Source organism: Agrobacterium sp. rho-13.3 (assembly GCF_033957765.2).
In the GTDB taxonomy this organism is placed as follows: Bacteria; Pseudomonadota; Alphaproteobacteria; order Rhizobiales; family Rhizobiaceae; genus Agrobacterium.
Window position 1 is genome coordinate 112,085 of sequence record NZ_CP192774.1, and the last position, 18,642, is coordinate 130,726.

General features: G+C 56.5%; 19 protein-coding genes, 1 tRNA gene and 1 riboswitch. Of the genes, 11 read left to right on the forward strand and 9 right to left on the reverse strand.

Going from position 1 to position 18,642, the window contains the following annotated elements:
* The first annotated feature begins 9 nt into the window (after window positions 1-9).
* The 6 genes from pstB (at window position 10) to RMR16_RS00570 (ending at window position 3,774) form a co-directional block, all read left to right on the forward strand.
* Window positions 10-825 carry a phosphate ABC transporter ATP-binding protein PstB gene (gene pstB / locus RMR16_RS00545; RefSeq protein ID WP_320201286.1) on the forward strand — a complete coding sequence of 272 codons (816 nt, stop codon included), beginning with the start codon at window positions 10-12 and terminating at the stop codon, window positions 823-825.
* A gap of 85 nt (window positions 826-910) precedes the next feature.
* On the forward strand, window positions 911-1,627 hold the full coding sequence (gene phoU / locus RMR16_RS00550) for a phosphate signaling complex protein PhoU (RefSeq protein WP_320201287.1): 717 nt from the start codon (window positions 911-913) through the stop codon (window positions 1,625-1,627).
* A 32-nt stretch (window positions 1,628-1,659) separates the two neighbouring features.
* Complete coding sequence (gene phoB / locus RMR16_RS00555; RefSeq protein ID WP_320201288.1) at window positions 1,660-2,343, forward strand: phosphate regulon transcriptional regulator PhoB; 684 nt, start codon at window positions 1,660-1,662, stop codon at window positions 2,341-2,343.
* Window positions 2,344-2,701: 358 nt separating this feature from the next.
* Window positions 2,702-2,911, forward strand: coding sequence for a cold-shock protein (locus RMR16_RS00560; RefSeq protein WP_045229895.1), 210 nt, complete (start codon window positions 2,702-2,704; stop codon window positions 2,909-2,911).
* Window positions 2,912-3,123: 212 nt separating this feature from the next.
* A complete protein-coding gene (locus RMR16_RS00565) occupies window positions 3,124-3,348 on the forward strand; it encodes a hypothetical protein (protein ID WP_320201289.1) in 225 nt (74 codons plus the stop codon).
* A 36-nt stretch (window positions 3,349-3,384) separates the two neighbouring features.
* Window positions 3,385-3,774, forward strand: a complete 390-nt coding sequence (locus tag RMR16_RS00570) for a DUF6481 family protein (protein WP_320201290.1) — start codon at window positions 3,385-3,387, stop codon at window positions 3,772-3,774.
* Window positions 3,775-4,207: 433 nt separating this feature from the next.
* Here RMR16_RS00570 and RMR16_RS00575 read toward each other — a convergent pair whose 3' ends face one another.
* Window positions 4,208-4,741, reverse strand: coding sequence for a GcrA family cell cycle regulator (locus tag RMR16_RS00575; RefSeq protein WP_320201291.1), 534 nt, complete (start codon window positions 4,739-4,741; stop codon window positions 4,208-4,210).
* A gap of 435 nt (window positions 4,742-5,176) precedes the next feature.
* Between RMR16_RS00575 and RMR16_RS00580 the strand changes: the two genes are divergently transcribed.
* From RMR16_RS00580 to RMR16_RS00590, 3 genes are all read left to right on the forward strand, one after another.
* Window positions 5,177-6,409 carry an aspartate aminotransferase family protein gene (locus RMR16_RS00580; protein WP_320201292.1) on the forward strand — a complete coding sequence of 411 codons (1,233 nt, stop codon included), beginning with the start codon at window positions 5,177-5,179 and terminating at the stop codon, window positions 6,407-6,409.
* A gap of 58 nt (window positions 6,410-6,467) precedes the next feature.
* Window positions 6,468-7,385: an ornithine carbamoyltransferase gene (argF, locus tag RMR16_RS00585; RefSeq protein ID WP_320201293.1), complete on the forward strand. Its 918-nt coding sequence runs from the start codon at window positions 6,468-6,470 to the stop codon at window positions 7,383-7,385.
* A gap of 243 nt (window positions 7,386-7,628) precedes the next feature.
* A complete protein-coding gene (locus tag RMR16_RS00590; RefSeq protein WP_320201294.1) occupies window positions 7,629-8,621 on the forward strand; it encodes an Hsp33 family molecular chaperone in 993 nt (330 codons plus the stop codon).
* 33 nt (window positions 8,622-8,654) lie between these two features.
* On the opposite strand, the gene apaG is transcribed toward RMR16_RS00590, so the two are convergent.
* Together apaG and RMR16_RS00600 are read right to left on the reverse strand one after the other, a co-directional pair.
* On the reverse strand, window positions 8,655-9,047 hold the full coding sequence (gene apaG, locus RMR16_RS00595; RefSeq protein WP_320201295.1) for a Co2+/Mg2+ efflux protein ApaG: 393 nt from the start codon (window positions 9,045-9,047) through the stop codon (window positions 8,655-8,657).
* 218 nt (window positions 9,048-9,265) lie between these two features.
* Window positions 9,266-10,450, reverse strand: coding sequence for an O-succinylhomoserine sulfhydrylase (locus RMR16_RS00600; protein WP_320201296.1), 1,185 nt, complete (start codon window positions 10,448-10,450; stop codon window positions 9,266-9,268).
* Between the two features lie 43 nt (window positions 10,451-10,493).
* Window positions 10,494-10,572: riboswitch (SAM riboswitch) on the reverse strand.
* A gap of 74 nt (window positions 10,573-10,646) precedes the next feature.
* On the opposite strand from RMR16_RS00600, the gene RMR16_RS00605 reads away from it, so the two are divergent.
* Together RMR16_RS00605 and RMR16_RS00610 are read left to right on the forward strand one after the other, a co-directional pair.
* Window positions 10,647-11,744 carry a 2'-deoxycytidine 5'-triphosphate deaminase gene (locus tag RMR16_RS00605; RefSeq protein WP_320201297.1) on the forward strand — a complete coding sequence of 366 codons (1,098 nt, stop codon included), beginning with the start codon at window positions 10,647-10,649 and terminating at the stop codon, window positions 11,742-11,744.
* Window positions 11,745-11,797: 53 nt separating this feature from the next.
* Window positions 11,798-11,868, forward strand: a tRNA-Gly gene (locus RMR16_RS00610).
* 331 nt (window positions 11,869-12,199) lie between these two features.
* Here RMR16_RS00610 and RMR16_RS00615 read toward each other — a convergent pair.
* The 6 genes from RMR16_RS00615 to RMR16_RS00640 form a co-directional block, all read right to left on the reverse strand.
* Window positions 12,200-13,114, reverse strand: a complete 915-nt coding sequence (locus tag RMR16_RS00615) for a sugar phosphate isomerase/epimerase family protein (RefSeq protein ID WP_320201298.1) — start codon at window positions 13,112-13,114, stop codon at window positions 12,200-12,202.
* 41 nt (window positions 13,115-13,155) lie between these two features.
* Window positions 13,156-14,286, reverse strand: coding sequence for a sn-glycerol-3-phosphate import ATP-binding protein UgpC (locus RMR16_RS00620; RefSeq protein WP_320201299.1), 1,131 nt, complete (start codon window positions 14,284-14,286; stop codon window positions 13,156-13,158).
* 30 nt (window positions 14,287-14,316) lie between these two features.
* A complete protein-coding gene (gene ugpE, locus RMR16_RS00625) occupies window positions 14,317-15,204 on the reverse strand; it encodes a sn-glycerol-3-phosphate ABC transporter permease UgpE (RefSeq protein WP_320201300.1) in 888 nt (295 codons plus the stop codon).
* Between the two features lie 7 nt (window positions 15,205-15,211).
* The gene (locus RMR16_RS00630) at window positions 15,212-16,102 is read right to left on the reverse strand and encodes a carbohydrate ABC transporter permease (protein WP_320201301.1); all 891 of its coding nucleotides are present in this window, start codon (window positions 16,100-16,102) and stop codon (window positions 15,212-15,214) included.
* Window positions 16,103-16,179: 77 nt separating this feature from the next.
* Window positions 16,180-17,523, reverse strand: coding sequence for an extracellular solute-binding protein (locus RMR16_RS00635; RefSeq protein WP_320201302.1), 1,344 nt, complete (start codon window positions 17,521-17,523; stop codon window positions 16,180-16,182).
* A gap of 232 nt (window positions 17,524-17,755) precedes the next feature.
* On the reverse strand, window positions 17,756-18,424 hold the full coding sequence (locus RMR16_RS00640; RefSeq protein ID WP_320201303.1) for a TetR/AcrR family transcriptional regulator: 669 nt from the start codon (window positions 18,422-18,424) through the stop codon (window positions 17,756-17,758).
* Between the last annotated feature and the right edge of the window lie 218 nt (window positions 18,425-18,642).

Below are 18,642 nucleotides of genomic sequence, written 5' to 3' on the forward strand. Positions count from 1 at the left end.
GCTGAAGCTATGAACATGTTGTCGGAAGCAGCAGTTGAAAAGGCGCTGGACAAGAAAATGAATGAAGTTTCATACAAGATGATCGGCAAGGACGTTTCCGTCTATTACGGTGAAAAACGCGCCCTTTACGATGTGAACCTGAACGTTCGCGAAAACACCGTTACCGCACTGATCGGTCCTTCGGGCTGCGGCAAGTCCACGTTCCTGCGCACATTGAACCGCATGAACGATACCATCGATGGCTGCCGCGTCACCGGCAAGATCACGCTGGATGAGGACGATGTTTACGATCCAGCCATCGATGTGGTGGAGCTGCGCGCCCGTGTTGGCATGGTGTTCCAGAAGCCGAACCCATTCCCGAAGACGATCTATGAAAACATCGCCTACGGCCCGCGCATCCATGGTCTTGCCCGCAACAAGGCGGATATGGACCAGATCGTTGAAGCCAGCTTGCAGAAGGCCGGTCTCTGGAACGAAGCCAAGGATCGCCTGCATGAATCCGGCACGGGTCTGTCCGGCGGTCAGCAGCAGCGTCTGTGCATCGCACGCGCCATCGCTGTTTCCCCTGAAGTCATCCTCATGGATGAGCCATGCTCGGCGCTGGACCCGATTGCGACGGCCAAGGTGGAGGAGTTGATCCACGAACTGCGCGCCAATTACACCATCGTCATCGTTACCCACTCCATGCAGCAGGCTGCCCGCGTTTCGCAGCGCACGGCCATGTTCCACCTCGGTCATCTGGTGGAAGAGAACGACACCGACAAGATGTTCACCAACCCGGATGACCAGCGCACACAGGACTACATCATGGGTCGCTTCGGCTGATCCAGCCATTGCTGTGAGGAAATCGCGCTGCCGCTTGAGCCTGATAGGGCTTGTGGAGCGCGCCACGAAACTGGAGAATTCGAACATGCCGACACATTCGCATATTATGTCCGCTTACGATGAAGAGCTGAAGTTCCTCAGCCGCCGCATTGCCGAAATGGGCGGTCTGGCTGAGCAGATGTGTGCCGATGCGGTGCGCGCGCTCGTCAATTCGGATATGGCGCTGGCCCAGAAGGTCATCTCGGATGATGCCATCCTCGATCACGCAGAACGCGAGATCGGCGATAAGGCCATCGTCACCATCGCCAAACGCCAGCCTATGGCGTCCGACCTGCGCGATATCATCGGTTCACTGCGCATCGCAGCCGATCTGGAGCGCGTTGGCGATCTGGGCAAGAACACGGCCAAGCGCGTGATCGCAGTGTCTGGAACCGGTGTGCCGCGCAAGCTGGCCCGCGGTCTGGAGCATCTGTCCGAACTGGCGCTGGTGCAGCTAAAAGAAGTGCTGGACGTCTATTCCACGCGCTCCGCAGAAAAGGCGCAGGCCATCCGCGAGCGCGACGAGGAAATCGACGCCATGTACACCTCGCTGTTCCGCGAGCTGTTGACCTACATGATGGAAGATCCGCGCAACATCACCACCTGCACACACCTCTTGTTCTGCGCCAAGAACATCGAGCGCGTCGGTGACCATGCCACCAACATCGCGGAAACCATCTATTATATGGCCACCGGCAGCCAGCCTGAGGGTGAGCGTCCGAAGGACGATAGTTCCAACACACTCGGCGCAGTCACCGAGTAAGCCACAGATAAGACTGGCGGAGTTTCATGCCCATGGTGCCGAAAATCGCAGTTGTTGAAGATGAAGAGGCTTTGAGCGTTCTTCTTCGCTACAATCTGGAATCCGAAGGTTACGACGTCGACACCATTCCGCGTGGTGACGAAGCGGAAATCCGCTTGCAGGAACGCACGCCGGACCTGCTGATCCTCGACTGGATGTTGCCCGGCGTTTCCGGCATCGAACTCTGCCGTCGCTTGCGGATGCGTCCAGAGACCGAACGCCTGCCGATCATCATGTTGACGGCACGCGGTGAGGAAAGCGAACGTGTTCGTGGCCTGGCAACGGGTGCGGATGACTATGTGGTCAAGCCGTTCTCCACGCCGGAGCTGATGGCGCGTGTGAAAGCCATGTTGCGCCGCGCCCGCCCGGAAGTGCTGTCTTCCGTGCTGAAATGTGGCGATATCGAACTGGATCGGGAAACCCACCGTGTTCACCGCAAGACCCGCGAAGTGCGCCTTGGGCCAACCGAGTTCCGCCTGCTGGAATTCCTGATGGCATCTCCCGGTCGTGTTTATTCGCGCTCCCAACTTCTCGATGGTGTCTGGGGTCACGATATCTATGTGGATGAACGCACCGTCGACGTCCATGTCGGGCGCCTGCGCAAAGCGCTCAACTTCTCCAATATGCAGGATGTGATCCGCACCGTGCGCGGCGCGGGATATTCCATGGAAGCGTGATAGCCAACAAGAGGCCACGTGATCATTAGCCTCCCCACCGTCGGGGAGGTGCCGGTAGGGCAAAGGGCGACGGATATTTCAGCGTCCGTATTCGCCGGGATTTACTTGCCCACAGCGCTGAATAAAGCCTTTTCAACCCGCGCTTGTTGACCCTGATATTTCATCAGCAAAAGATTAAATTTGACAATCAATCGCTAAAGCTATATCACTGCGATATCGATATTTTGCTTGCTGAGCTTTGGTTGCCGCGCGATTAGCACCGCGTTTTGAACTAACCCTTCCTTTCAAAAAAATCGCTATACTCGCACACAGGGCGTCAGTTCTGTGATCTATAACTTATGCTTTGAAAGGGTTCATTATGACCACAGGCACAGTAAAATGGTTTAACTCCACTAAGGGCTTCGGCTTCATTCAGCCTGACAACGGCGGCACAGACGCATTCGTACACATCTCCGCTGTAGAGCGTGCAGGTATGCGCGAAATCGTTGAAGGCCAGAAGCTGAGCTACGACCTTGAGCGCGACAACAAGTCGGGCAAAATGTCTGCTTGCAACCTTCAGGCTGCATAATTCGGAATCTGCTTTCCCTTGACCACGGATGTACTGGCACTGTTGAAAGCGTGAAACCAATCGAGGTCAGGCACATTGCCTGGCCTTTTTTTGTGCCGCTTGCCGGCCACCCCCTTGGGTCTCTGCGGACACTCTAGGCGACTGAATATACGCACCGGACTTGTCGAAAATCGTTCCGATTTTCAGGCCGATGCGATAGGAAGGGAATTCCAATGACTGATGCACATAGCAAGTCTCGCAAACAGGCCGAGATTGCGTTCGGCGCAACGCAAACTCAGTTTTTCGCGCGTGGTCATGCGGTTGATGAACTCAACTCCATCACGCAGGCCCGTGAAGAAAAGACCATTCGGCTGCGAGAAGCGCGTCTTGCGAAAGAATTGGAAGACAGCAAGAAGCCACCGGCAATCGCCCCACCAAAACGCGTCAAAAAATCCTGACTTCTGTCGGCGTGACGCATCAACTGGAATAGAGATTTGAGAAACGTTCGAAACATTAGAAACAATGAAGTCTCCGACCGTCGTGGCGCTGCTGCGGAAGCCAAGGCTGCTCTTCTTCAGGCTTTTCGTGCCGCAAAAGAAGCTGCCGAGCCGACCCGTGAAGCCAGACAGGCAGAGCAAGCTGCAATTGCGGAAGCTCGTGAAGCTCGCCGCCTTGAGCGCGAACAGCTGAAAATCGAAGAGCAGAAGCGCATCGAAGCCGAAGCCGCGCAGCGCGAGGCTGAACTCGAAGCCGCTGCCAACGCTGAAGCTGACGCACGCAAACTGGCTGACAAAAACCGCATCGCCCGCGTCCTTGAGGACGAAGCTGCCCGCAAGGCAGAGCGCGATCGCCGTTATGCCAACCGCAAAGCCCGTCAAGGCTAATGCATTGCCCCAAAATCGGCGTCGGTTTTGGGGAATGACAATGCGCAGGTTGAATATGGTATAGCGACCTCTGCGCGTCCGCGAGACGCGCGGCACTCTCGTCTGCTGCGCCACAAAAGATTTAACATGAGCTTGCGTGATCGGAAGCTCATGTCCTGGAGCATTTCCAGCAAAAATTCGAAGCAGTTTTGCGCCCGGATAATGCGTCAAAACAAATAGATAGAGTATTTTCGCGTTTCGGAGAAAGGCGGAAATACTCTAGGCGTGCACGAAAATGCCACCAACCTTCTCCCATTGTCCAATTCAAATCAGCACGACGGACTTGGCAAAGTCATGCGCTTTCGTCTGAAGGATCACAGCGTGCTCCGCGAAAAAATCGCAATAAAAAAGCGGATCAGAAGACCCGCTTTTCCAATCGATAATGTCGCTGGCATCAAGCCCTGCGGCGTTCGCTGACCGGCTGGTAAGCCATCTTGGCGTGGAACTTGCAATAGGGCGATGCTTCAGACGCGTCACAGCCACAGAAGTGGAAGTCGTCCTTCAAAGGGTCGCCAACTGGCCATTTGCACGTGCGCTCTGTCAGTTCCGTCAGCGTCAGGCGAAGCGAGGTTGGCAGTACGGCATTGCTGATGGCTGTCGGACGGTATTCCAAAACCTCTGCCGTGTTGACGTCCGCATCGTCCTGCAACGCGGTTGCGCCTGCTGTGCGGGCAACCGGACGGGCCGTTGCAACGCGGGCAGGATAGTTTGGTGCGCGTGGAGCAGGGGAGGCCGGACGTTTTGCGGCAGGACGTGCCGTTGCAACGGTTCCACCTGCTTTCGCTCTGCCCGGCAGGCTGAGGCGGTGAACCTTGCCGATGACCGCGTTGCGGCTGACGCCACCGAGTTGCGCGGCAATCTGGCTGGCGCTCAGCCCTTCGGACCACAATCTTTTGAGTTTTTCGACTCGTTCGTCTGTCCAGTTCATGCCGCATCTCCGCTCGTCGTACAGGCAGAATCGATCTACGATGCCGCGGAGCGAACCGCGCGCAGAGCATCTGCCAGATTTTAGGTGACTAGTTCCGCCGCTTGCAGTCTAGTAATTGAGAGTTAACCTAATCGTAGGCTGACTCCGTGACAAGAGTCGGGAGAATCATCTGGAATCGATTTCGCGGTTTTCCCCAACTTGCTTCAATCGTGAGTCTGAAAAGCAACAGTTGGTGGTTCAATAAAATCAATCCACCACAGCTTGAGAATGCCGGAAAATGAGGACGTTTGTTGACATCGTTCAATGAAGTGACAATAGTGCCTGCGAACAGAAGACGATACCCCAAGCCGCCGCGAGGCGGCATTTTTGATTTTCGGGCACGGGATAACCGATCAGCCCTATTGATAGCGCGTTTGCGCAAGGAGTGATGCAGCCATGGCTGACAACGCGCCCCACGCTGGGCCCCAAGCCGGACCCCAAACCGGACCATTGTTCGATACGTTTTCCAGAGCCCCTTTGCGTTTCGAGCGCGGCGAGGGCGTGTGGCTCATCACGGAAACCGGCGAACGATATCTGGATTTCGGTGCGGGCGTTGCTGTCACGTCTGTCGGCCACAGCCACCCGCATATGGTCGATGCCATCAAGACGCAGGCCGAAAAAGTCTGGCACCTGTCCAACCTGTATGAAGTTGCGGGGCAGGAAGTGCTGGCCCAACGCCTCACGGACGCCACCTTTGCCGATAAGGTCTTCTTCACCAATTCCGGTGCGGAAGCGCTGGAATGCGCGATCAAAACGGCGCGGCGTTATCATTATACCCACGGCCACCCGGAAAAATTCCGCATCATCACCTTTGAAGGTGCTTTCCATGGGCGCACACTTGCCACCATCGCGGCTGGCGGCCAGGCGAAATATCTGGAAGGTTTCGGCCCCAAGGTCGAAGGGTTCGATCAGGTGCCATTCGGTGATCTGGAAGCCTTGAAAGCAGCGATTACGCCGGAAACAGCAGCATTGCTCATCGAGCCCATTCAGGGTGAGGGCGGTATTCGCCCCGTCGAGCTGGAATTCCTGCGCGCCCTTCGGGCGCTGTGTGAAGAACACGGCCTGCTGCTGATTTTTGACGAGGTCCAGACGGGCGTTGGCCGTACCGGCAAGTTCTTTGCTTATGAATGGTCTGGCGTGGCGCCTGATATCATGGCCGTTGCCAAGGGCATCGGCGGTGGTTTCCCGTTCGGCGCCTGCCTTGCAACAGCGGAAGCCGCGTCCGGCATGACGGCTGGCGTGCATGGCACGACTTATGGCGGCAATCCTCTCGCCATGGCCTGCGGCAATGCGGTTCTGGATATTGTTCTGGCCGATGATTTTCTTCAGCACGTGCGTGATGTCACGCTGATTTTCCGTCAGGGACTGGCCTCGCTGAAGGACCGTTATCCAGACGTCATAGAAGACATTCGCGGCGAAGGTCTTTTGCTCGGTGTGAAGGCCAAGGTACCGTCCACCGATCTGTTGCTGGCCATGCGCGCCGAGCACCTGCTGGGTGTTCCGGCGGGCGACAACGTCATCCGTTTGCTGCCGCCTCTGGTGGTCACAGCGGAAGAGGCACGCGAGGGGCTGGCACGGCTTGAAAAGGCTGCGGAAGCACTCACAACGAAACTGGCGAAAAGCGCCTGAAGCACAATGGGTCGGGCTGGCGTCGTGGACGTCGCCTGCATCGATGGGACAGCATAAAATGGCATCAGCAAAGCATTTTCTCGATCTTTCGGCCGTCGGTTCGGAAGACCTGCGGGTCATTCTGGATGACGCAGCCAAGCGAAAGATCGCCACGAAAAACGGCACGGCGGACAAGCCGCTGGCCGGCAAAATGCTGGCGATGATCTTCGAGAAGCCATCCACCCGCACCCGCGTGTCTTTCGATGTCGGTATGCGCCAGCTGGGCGGCGAAACGCTGTTTCTGTCGGGCACGGAAATGCAGCTTGGCCGCGCCGAAACCATTGGCGATACGGCCAAGGTTCTGTCGCGTTACGTCGATGCCATCATGATCCGCACCACCGATCATTCACGCCTGCTGGAGCTGGCCGAACACGCCACCGTGCCTGTCATCAATGGTCTGACGGATGACACGCATCCCTGCCAGATCATGGCCGATATTCTGACGTTCGAAGAACATCGTGGCCCGGTGAAGGGCAAGACGATTGCTTGGACGGGCGATGGCAACAACGTGCTGCATTCGCTGGTCGAAGGCTCTGCCCGTTTCGGTTATCGCATGAACATGGCCGTGCCGATGGGTTCCGAGCCGCATGACAGGTTCCTGAACTGGGCGCGCAACAATGGCGGCGAAGTCATGCTGTACCATGATGCGGAACGCGCTGTTGACGGTGCCGATTGCATCGTCACCGACACATGGGTTTCCATGAATCAGGAACACAAGGCCCGCGGCCACAACATTTTCCAGCCTTATCAGGTCAATGCTGCCCTGATGCAGAAGGCGAAAGATGATGCGCTCTTCATGCATTGCCTGCCTGCCCACCGCGGCGAAGAGGTGACGGACGAAGTCATCGACGGGCCGCAGTCCGTGGTGTTCGATGAGGCGGAAAACCGCCTCCATGCGCAAAAGGCGATCATCGCATGGTGCATGGGCGTGATCTAATATGACTGATATGCCGGGCGCTTGAATTTCCGGCATGGCTTCCCATCTGTAGCCCAGTTCAATGCTGCCGGTGTTTAAACGGCGGCTTTTCATCAATTGTTCGTCGCAATTTGGTCCCGGACGCGGTTTCGCTTTCCGGGCCTCTGTGCGAGAACGGATATTATGCCTGTCGATCGATGCCCTCCGGCGGTCTCGATTGTCTTGCGCGGGTCGCGCAGGTTACGGGTGGCAAGGAGTTGGAAAATGGCAGACGTAACGGTAGATCTGGACGATCTCGATTTTGCAGGCGATGACAAGGTTGTTCCCTTTCAGGTGGAAGGGCTGGACGTGCGTGGCCGTGCCATTCAGGTCGGTCCGCTTTTGAATGGCATCCTTGAACGCCATGATTATCCGCCCGCTGTTGCCCGTCTCTTGGCAGAGGCGGTCGTTCTGACGGCACTCATCGGCACGTCGCTGAAATTTTCCGGCAAGCTGACCGTTCAGACCAGAGGCGACGGTCCTGTGGATCTGCTGGTCGCGGATTTTACCTCGCCTGAAAATATGCGCGCCTATGCCCGCTTCGATGAAGAGCGTTTGGCGGAGGCGATAACCGCTGGCCAAACCTCGCCAGAGCAATTGCTCGGCAGCGGAATTCTTGCCTTCACCATCGACCAGGGTGAGGGCATGCATCCCTATCAGGGCATCGTGCCTTTGGATGGCTCATCGCTTGAAGAGGTTGCGGGCGTCTATTTCCGCCAGTCGGAACAATTGCCGACCCGGGTGCGCCTCGGCGTCGCAGAGCTTTTCGACCGGGATGAAGACGGCAAGCCACGCCATCGCTGGCGAGCAGGCGGCGTCATTGCCCAGTTTTTGCCGCAGGCACCAGAACGCTTGCGCCAGCTCGATCTGCACGGCGGTGACGGTGACGAAAACACGTTCGATCACGTCCACGACGATGCATGGAACGAAGCCGTAGCCCTGATCGATACGGTCCACACCGACGAGCTGACCGATCCGCATGTGCCCGCCGAAAAACTGTTGTTTCGGCTGTTCCACGAGCAGGGCGTGCGCGTCTTTGAGCCGCAGATCATTCTGGACCGATGCAACTGCTCCCGCGACAAGATCAAGGGCGTCATCTCCGGCTTTTCCGCCGAAGAAATTCAAGAAAGCCAGGAGGACGGCATCATTTCCGTCACCTGTGAGTTCTGCTCGACGACCTATCGTTACCCAGTCGAGGAATTGGTGGTCGCGAACTGAAAATAGAAAAGGCGGGATTTAAACCCGCCTTTTTCAGTTCAGCACCCGCGCCAACCCTGGGCTGTCCAGAGAGAATGCCGGGATGGCGACGATGAACACCTCGCCGGTGTCCGCCTGCATTTCATAATGGCCGAACATGAGTCCGGAGGGCGTGTCCAGCGGGCAACCGGAGGAGTACTCATACGTATCGCCGGGCTTGAGATGCGGCTGTTCGCCAATCACCCCGGGGCCGGAAACCTCGTCCACCTGTCCGTTCTGATCGGTAATGTGCCAATACCGATTGACCAGCGTGATCGCCAGATCGGAGTTGTTGGAGATCACAACTGTGTAGCCCCAGACATAACGATTATCGTCCGGGTCGGACTGCTCTTCAAGATAATAGGGGTCAACAGTGACCTCAATATCTCGTGTCAGGGCACGATACATTCACACAGCCTTAAGTAATTGCTTCATCAGCATTCTACACTACACGCACACGGTATCGTCAAGAAACCGGCAGGCCATATTAGCTTGGCTTAACGCAACAGTCGCGCATTTCGTCTGTTAGGGATAACTTTAATGGTAAATTTCGATCCCGTATGTGTGATCGGAAACCAGGTGAGGAAAACGGCCCGGGCGAAACGCTCCGGGCCGTTTTTGTGGTGTTAGGCAGAAACCTTGTCCAAAGCCGCAGCGAAATCTTCCAGCAGATCATCCGTGTCTTCGATACCGCAGGAAAGGCGCAAGGTGCCGCCGGAAATACCCAGTTCTGCCCGTGCTTCGTCCGTCAGGTTCTTGTGCGTTGTCGTGCCCGGATGGGTAATCAGGCTCTTTGCGTCGCCGAGATTGTTGGAAATCTTCACGACCTCAAGGGCGTTCTGCAACTTGAAAGCCGCTTCTTTGCCACCCTTGAGTTCAAACGCCACGAGCGTTGAGCCGCCGGTCATCTGCTTGGCGATGATATCGGCCTGCGGGTGGTCGGCACGGCCCGGATAGATAACCTTTGCGATCTTGTTCTGGCCCGCAAGGAAATCAGCAATCTTGCCCGCATTTTCCGTCTGCTGGCGCACGCGCAGCGGCAGAGTTTCGATGCCCTTCAGCAGTGTCCATGCGTTGAACGGCGACATGGCAGGGCCGGTGTGGCGGAAATAGTCCTGCAAATGTTCTTCGATCCACTGCTTGTCGGAAAGCACCACGCCACCGAGGCAGCGGCCCTGACCGTCAATGTGCTTCGTTGCCGAATAGACGACGATATGCGCGCCAAGTTCCAGCGGCTTCTGGAAAAGTGGCGTGGCGAACACGTTGTCGACAACGACCTTCGCGCCGATCTGGTTGGCAAGCTTGGCAACGCCTGCAATGTCGATGACCTCAAGCGTCGGGTTCGTCGGGCTTTCGAGGAAAAACAGCTTGGTGTTGGGCTGGATCGCCTTTTCCCAGTTGGCCAGATCGCGGCCGTCGACCAGCGTGCATTCAATGCCGTATTTCGGCGCCAAAGTTTCCACCACCCAACGGCAGGAGCCGAACAAAGCGCGGGCGGCAACGATGTGGTCGCCTGCCTTCAACTGGCATAAAATGGCGGCGCTGACAGCGGCCATGCCCGATGCGGTTGCGCGTGCGTCTTCGGCACCTTCCAGAAGGCACATGCGCTTTTCAAACATGTCGTTGGTGGGGCTGGCGTAACGGGCATAGATGAAGCCCTCCGTCTCGCCCTTGAAGCGCGCCTCGGCAGCTTCGGAACTGTCATAGACGAAACCTTGCGTCAGATAGATCGCTTCGGATGTTTCACCATATGGAGAACGCAGTGTGCCGCCGTGGACGAGTTGGGTTGCGGGGCGCCATTTCTTGCTCATGTTTTCACCTTACAAACAAAAAAACCGGTCGCAAAAGCAGACCGGTTACAAGCACCCGGTCTTTTTAGCTACTTATTTAACGTGGCTGCAAGCCGACCGGCCAAATCACCACGGGATAAGATTGCCTTACTTCCGCTAATAGCTTGCGTCAATGCTTTTCTTTTGGTTTTGTCGCCCCAAAAGGAACGATGAAAACATGACGAGAACAACGGGCATATTGGCGGATGGCGCAATCCGGGGGCTGTTCAGTGCCAGTCAGCTGAAGAGCGAGCGTGCACTGGACGCCGATCAGGTCCAGCCCGCCAGTCTCGATTTGCGGCTGGGCGCAAAAGCCTACCGCGTTCGCGCCAGTTTCATGCCCGGCCCCTCCACCAAAGTCATCGATAAGCTCACCCGTTTCAGCCTGCACGAGATTGATCTGAGCAACGGTGCTGTGCTGGAAACCGGCTGTGTTTACATCGTGCCGCTGATGGAATCTCTGGCGCTGCCAGCGCAGATGTCCGCCTCTGCCAACCCAAAAAGCTCCACCGGTCGTCTCGACATCTTCACCCGCGTCATGACGGACCATGCTCAGGAATTCGACAAGATCGCCGCAGGCTATACCGGCCCGCTCTATCTCGAAATCAGCCCACGCACGTTTCCGGTTGTCGTGCGGCAAGGCTCGCGCCTGTCACAAATCCGTTTCCGCATTGGCCAGTCCGTGCTCAACGATACCGAACTCTTGACGCTTCACGAGACCGAAACGCTGGTCGCCAGCGAAACCCCGAATGTTTCCGGCATCGGCATCGCGCTGTCGATCGACCTTCAGGGTTTCGGGGAGCAGGGCCTGATCGGTTATCGCGGCAAACATCACACGGCGGTTGTTGATGTCGATCAAAAAGCCGCGCACGATATTCTCGATTTCTGGGAGCCGCTGTATTCCAGAGGCCGCGCCGAACTCATTCTCGACCCGGATGAATTCTACATCCTCGTCTCGCGTGAGGCCGTGCATGTTCCGCCGCTTTATGCAGCCGAAATGACTCCGTTCGATCCGCTCGTCGGCGAATTCCGCGTCCACTATGCCGGCTTCTTCGACCCCGGTTTCGGCCACGCCAGCGCCGGCGGCACCGGCAGCCGCGCCGTGCTGGAAGTCAGAAGCCACGAAGTGCCCTTCATTCTGGAACACGGCCAGATCGTCGGGCGTCTGGTTTACGAACACATGCTGACCAAACCCGAAGGCCTCTACGGCACCGGCCTCGGCTCCAACTATCAGGCGCAGGGCCTGAAACTCTCCAAGCACTTCCGCGCCGAGTAATGCGCTTTCGCGATGCTTGACAGCATCGCCGAACTATCAGAGTTTCAAGCCGTGCGGGTGTAGCTCAATGGTAGAGCAGTTGCTTCCCAAGCAAAATACGAGGGTTCGATTCCCTTCACCCGCTCCGTGGATCTTTCCAATAAGATCAATTACGTCCAGTCAGTGCTGACTTTTCAGTGTTTTTGCCTCGTGTCCGCCTAACGAGGTGCAACGGTATCTTGCGCCGTCACAAAATCATCTCGTCACCGGAAAGCAACTACACCCGCCATAGGGAGCGCTACGGTTGCGCGCTCCCAGTGTGATAATTACGCAGGCACATGGCAGACTTGGTCGATACCTACAATTTTGGTCGCGTTCGGACGTTTTCTAGCGATGACGTCACATGAATTGGTCGGCAAAATCTGGAAAACCGTGCCGCATGGATTCATAAAACGTCGCTCCATCACATGCCTTGATTAAGCAATTTGCCTCTGGTTAACCGCATCGGCGAGTTTGCGCGCGCGTTCAAGGCAAGAAGGCTGTTGATCGGCAAAACGCTCTGCGCCGATTTCCATGATGAGCGTTGTATCGGGCAGAAACGTCAATTCGGAGAAAATCTCTTCCCAGGGAATGTCACCCCAACCGATCGGCAGATGCAAATCGCCGATGCCGAGTGCCGTTGCCTCGGCGCGGTGATAGAACTGCTTCATGGTGTAAGGCAGGCCAAAACTGTCATGCACATGCAGATGCCCGGCGACGGGAGCCATGGCACGCAACTCTTCGCGGAAGTCGAGGCCTTTGAAGGTGGCTTCGATGTAAGCGTGGCTGAAATCGATCAACGCGGCCAGATTGTCGTGACCAACGGCCTTGACGGTTTCTGCGACTTCACGCGGTGTCTGGCGGTACTGGCCGGGTTCGGTGGTAAAGATATTTTCTAGGACGATGCGCGTGCCATAGCCCTTGGCGATCTCGGCCATCTCGAACAGAGCTTCACGCTCCATCAGGTCCAGATCCGCACCCGTCACGCCCTGGGTGAGTTGCGCGTGGCCGCAGTGATGAACGAGAACACTAGCACCGAGCCGATCGCAGAGTTCCAGCATCGCCCGGACGACCTTTTTCTGCAAATGCAGATGTTCGCGGTCCATGAAGTTCGAGACGATCTGCCCGTGCAGCGACAGTTTCCGGAAGTCGTATTGTTTGACGATATCCGCCACACGTTGTGTGCGGTCTTCGATGATGCGGCCACCGGATACGATTTCTTCGCCGTAAATGCCGATTTCACAGGCATCCGCACCGGTATCGGCAATGATCTTAAGGGAAGTATCCAATGTGGAAATGTCGCCGGGGCCAGTGGCATTGCAAAAGCCGACAGCAGAAATGATAGAGGTCATGGCAGGGTTTCCTAAGAACCAAAATTAAAGTGGAAAAGAGTTCAGACACCGTGCTCCAAGGTATGTTCGGCTGAAACGTTGGCGTGTTGCGAGGGCATAGCATCCAGTTCAATACGACGACCGGTTTGCTTGTCGAAAAAATGCAGATGCAGCGGCGGGAATTGGAGCGTGATCCGATCGCCGGACCGGACCGGGAAATCCTCGCCGATGGTGGCAGCGAAGATCTGGCCACGGACCTCTGCGTGCACAACCCGGCCGGAGCCCAGTTCTTCGACGAAATCCACGATGGCTGAAATACCATCGCCTTCGTGAGACACGGTGCAATGTTCGGGGCGGATACCGACGATCACCTCTTTGCCCTGCAAGCCGGTCACGGCCTGCGGTGGCAACGGGACAGACCAGTTGCCGAACATGACGGAAGCAGTCTGCGCATCCACACTGCCATCGAAAAGGTTCATGGCAGGTGACCCGATGAAGGAGGCAACGAAGGTGCTTGCGGGACGATTATAGATGTCCAGTGGTTGCCCGACCTGCTCCACGTTGCCCTTGTTCATCACCACCAGCCGGTCTGCCAGCGTCATGGCCTCGACCTGATCGTGGGTGACGAAGACGGAGGTGGCGGAAAGCCGCTGATGCAGCTTGCGAATTTCAGAGCGCATGGTCACGCGCAGCTTTGCATCCAGATTGGACAGGGGTTCGTCGAACAGAAAAACCTCCGGTTCGCGAATGATGGCGCGGCCCATGGCCACACGTTGGCGCTGCCCACCGGAGAGAGCGGCTGGTTTGCGGTCCAGATACTCGGAAAGACCAACGATCTTTGCCGTTTCTTCTATTCTGCGCTGACGCTCTGCCTTTGGCACACCCGCAACCTTCAGCGCATAACCGATATTGGCTGCAACTGTCATATGCGGATAAAGCGCGTAGTTCTGGAAAACCATCGCGCAACCGCGCTCACGCGGCTCCAGCCGGTTGACCACCTTTCCGGCGATGGCAATTTCGCCCGAGGTGATGTCTTCAAGACCCGCAATCATCCGCAACAGTGTGGATTTGCCGCAGCCGGAGGGGCCGAGGATGACGACGAACTCGCCGGTTGGGAAGATCAGGTCGACGCCATGCAGCGTCTGGGTCTTGCCGTAGGATTTTCGTACCTGGCGAATGTCAATCTGTGCCATGAGCGTGAAGCCTTCTATTGGAGTTGCCGATCATTTTTCGGTCGAAACGAGGCCGCGCACGAACCATCGCTGCAACAACCCGACGACCAGAAGCGGCGGCAACATGATGATGAGAGAACCGGCAAGCGTAACGTTCCAGTCCGGCGTGCCGTTCTCGGAGGGTAGGAGGGTCTGGAGCGACATCATCACCGTCTTGTAGGAAGGGTCGGTCACCATCAGAAGTGGCCAGAGATACTGGTTCCACCCATAGACGAACATGATGGTCGTCAGTGCCAGCATGTTGGTGCGCGACAGTGGCAGGATCATATCGAGGAAAAAACGCATCGGTCCCGAACCGTCCATACGCGCGGCTTCCGCGAGCTCGTCCGGCAACGTCATGAAAAACTGGCGGTATAGAAACGTGCCCGTGGCCGTGGCGATGAGCGGTAATGTGAGGCCCGCATAGGAGTTCAGCAGGTTCCACTCGATATTGATGTCGATGCCCGAAACCGCATTGATGATGAGCCGGAAGGGATGGAACATGTCCGCCGCAACCGCATAGGTCGGCACGACGCGCACCTCCAATGGTAGCATCAGCGTTATGAAAACCGTCCAGAAAAACACATGCCGCAACGGTGAACGGAAAAATACGATTGCGAAGGCAGTGAAAGCAGAAAGAGCCACCTTACCGACCGTGACCAGCGAGGCCATGATAAAGCTGTTGAGCATGGCTTTGCCAAGGTTGGCCCGCGTCCATGCCGCCTCAAGGTTCTGGACAATCTGGTTGCCCGGCAGGAAGCTGAAAGGAACGCTGTTGATCTGGTGAAATGACTGGCTGGCACCAGCAATGACGACGATAAACGGGCCAATAAGCAGAAGAAAGCCAATGACCATGATGCCGTAGGTCAAGGCGTCGGCGTAGGGTGTGCGCTGTATCATCGCCGTCTCACTTGTAATGCACACGCCGCTCTATGAAGCGGAACTGGATGAAGGTGAAAACCATGATGAGACCGATCAACATCATGCTCTGGGCTGAGGCGCCGGAGTAGTTGAGACCATGGAAAGCCTCGTCAACAATGCGGAACACCATGACCTCTGTTGCATGGTTGGGTCCGCCCCCGGTGGTATAGTGAACGATACCGAACGTGTCGGAGCCGACAAAGCCCTCCGTCATCATGGTCACGAGCAGGAAGAACAGTGTGGGGGCCAGCAGCGGCACCTGAATGTCGATGGCACGTCGGATAGGACCGGAACCATCCATCGCTGCGGCTTCCGTCAGGCTTCGCGGCACGGATTGCAACCCGGCCAGCAGAAAGATGAAGGTATAGCCCGCCCATTTCCAGATGAAGATGATAATGACCAGCGCCAGCGCATGGCCGCCATATTTGGCCGGGTTCCAGATGTCGGGATACATCGCGTTGAGCGAGGCTGCCAGCCCGCGTTCGGGCGAGAGAATAAAACGGAACGCCATGCCCGCAGCCGGACCGGCAATGGCGAATGGCAGGATATACAGGACGCGGAAAAACCCGGAACCCGGCAATTGCCGATCGACGGCGAGAGCCAGTACAAGGCCGATGAGGATTGCGAAAAACGGACCGACGATCGCAAATATCAGGCTGACCGTCACAGAATTCCAGTACAGCGGATCGGAGAAGGCTTCCTGAAAGTTGGCAAGCCCAACGAATTCGGCAGTGCCACCAAATGGCGGTTCCAGCGTGAACGCCCAGTTTACGACAGCCACCACAGGCCAGTAAAAAAATAGGGCAATCAGAGCGAGCTGCGGCAGTGCGAACAACAAGGGCAGCCATGTACTTTTAAAGACAGCGCGCTTTTCCATAAAACGTCCCGGACAGAATACTCAGAGGGAAGAGCCACCCGGAAATGTCGGATGGCTCTGTCGGGAAAGTGCGATTTTTAGTTCAGTGTCGCGCCGGCATATGTTTTTTCAAAGCGGCGTAGTCCGACATTCGAGCGCTCCACGGCCTTGTCGAGTTCCTGCTGAATATCGGCATTCTGCATGAAAATGGCTTCAAGCGCTGTGGAAAGTTCCTTGCGGATCTGCGTGAAGTTGCCCAGACGAATACCGCGCGTATTGTCGGTCGGCTCTGTCATGGAGAGGCTGGCGATGGCGATTTCGCGCCCCTTGTACGGCGCCTTGTCATAGAAACCGTTCTTCTTCATGCTGTCGAAACCGGTCTTGGTGACAGGGATGTAGCCTGTCACCGTGGACCACCACTCGACCATGTCGGGCTGTGCAATGAAGTTCAGAAATGCGGCCGCACCCTTGTATTCGGCGTCTGGACGACCAGCCATAACCCAAAGCGATGCGCCGCCAACGAGCGACTTGGTGCGCTCTGTGCCCTTGAAAACGGGCAGCATGGCGACATCCCACTTCACGCCTTCAGGCAAGGTCTTGCCAGCCGTACCATGATCGGCAATCGAGCTCATCGCCATCTGGCAGGTCTGTGATGTAAAGGACGGGACGGTATCCATTCCGAGCGTCTTCGTCTTGACGACGAACAGCTTCTCGTCCTGCATTTTCTTGAAGAATTTCAGTTCGTCGACAACCTTGGTCTTGTTGACGGAAACTTCAGCGCCCAATCCCTTGTAGCCATTGCCTTCGGTGGCGAACGGCTGATTGTGGATGGCGGAAAACTGTTCAATCAGCGGCCATGTATCGAAATTGAAAGCCAACGGGCATTCGAAACCCGCAGCTTTAAGCTTCTTTGCGGCCTCTGCAACATCTTCCCAGGTGTCTGGCTTGCCGGTAATGCCTGCCTTTTCAAAAGCGCTGACATTATAATAAAAAACGGCGGTCGAGGAGTTGAAGGGGAACGAGTTCAGCTCGCCTGCGGCAGTTGCGTAGTAATTTGCAATGCCGGGGAAATAATTGTTCCAGTCGATATTGTAGCCATTGTCGGCCATCAGTTTCTTTGCCGGAACAAAAGCCTTGGACAGCATCATGTCCAGCGTGCCTGCATCGTAGATCTGGGTGATGGTTGGCTGCTTTTTCGCACGATATGCGGCGATGGTGTTTTGCAATGTGGTGTCATAACCATTCTGCGACGTGCAGACGATTTCATAATCTGGCTGCGAGGCGTTGAACTTCGCACATGTTTCCTGCACACGCTCACCGAGATCCCCAGAGAGGCCGTACCAGAACTCGAATTTGGTTGTTTCTGCATGGGCTGCCGTGGTGCCGAGCGCGGCAGCAACGGCCAGACCGGCCACGAAAGAGGGCAGAGTGAAAGTTTTCATGATGTGAGCCTCGTTGAGAAGAAACGATGGCTTGATCGGAAAGGACGTTGGGTCCAGCGAGCAAAACCGACCGCTCAGCTAGCAACCCCGCATGACAGTTTGCACACGTTTTCTTGAATATTGGATGACTGCACCGGGTCACTGGCCTGTCCCACCGGAAGCTTTCACCTCCTGATCTCACGCTTGTTCTGCGTGATGCCGCGCGTCATTTTGCCCGATTGCGTCTCGTGGGTCACGCCATCTGCTCACGCAGGGCAATTTCGATCCCGTTGATGTAAACCCTTAACCCCAGCTCGAAATATTCTTCACGGTTCAGAAGAAAATCCCCCGCGAGCGCCCAGCCTATATTGGGGTATTGATCCTTCATGGCCCTCAGAACCTCCTCGACCTCAGCCCCGCCTCTCAAGCTGACATTTCGGCGGTCCTGCTCTTCGTGAAGAGCCATGTCGGTTGCGTGTGAGATCATGCCGATACATGTCATATAGGCGAGGTCACCCTGAAAACCGGACTCCCGCAGAACTGCGATGGATCGGTCGACGACGGCGCAGGCGGCTGGTGTCGTCAGGCCGACTTCACGCACGAATTCGACCGATCCCGGCATTGAAAGCGTAACCTTGCGATAGTTTCTTGCCAGCACACGAAGATGTTCTTGCCAACTGTCCGTCTCTGGCAGCACGATCTTCTGGGAGACGATGTCTGTGCACAGCAAAAGGAGCTCGTCCTTTGATCCGACGTGCCGATAAAGCGCGCTGACGGCAACGTTCAGTCTGCGCGCGATCGTATGCATCGAGATGCCGCGAAAACCGATGTCGAGCGCGGCCTCGACAATCTTTTCGAGGCTGATATTTCCAGGTCGGCCACGCCTTCGTTCAGACGTGGTCTCGTTTTTCTCATTCGCCAAGCGAGGTCCTCATCAATAGAGAAGGGCGCAATAGCACATCGCCTCCATCCCGGTCTCTCGGGCATGTTCTGCAAAATCAGCGTCATGTTGACCAGCGGTAAAAGTGTCAGGACCGCTCTGTGCACAATCTCCCTCTGCGGTAAAAGCCAGGGCTAGTCAAGCGCCGCTGGAGACAGAGCGTTTCCGGGTTCAATAGAACCGTTCTGCCGGGCATATGC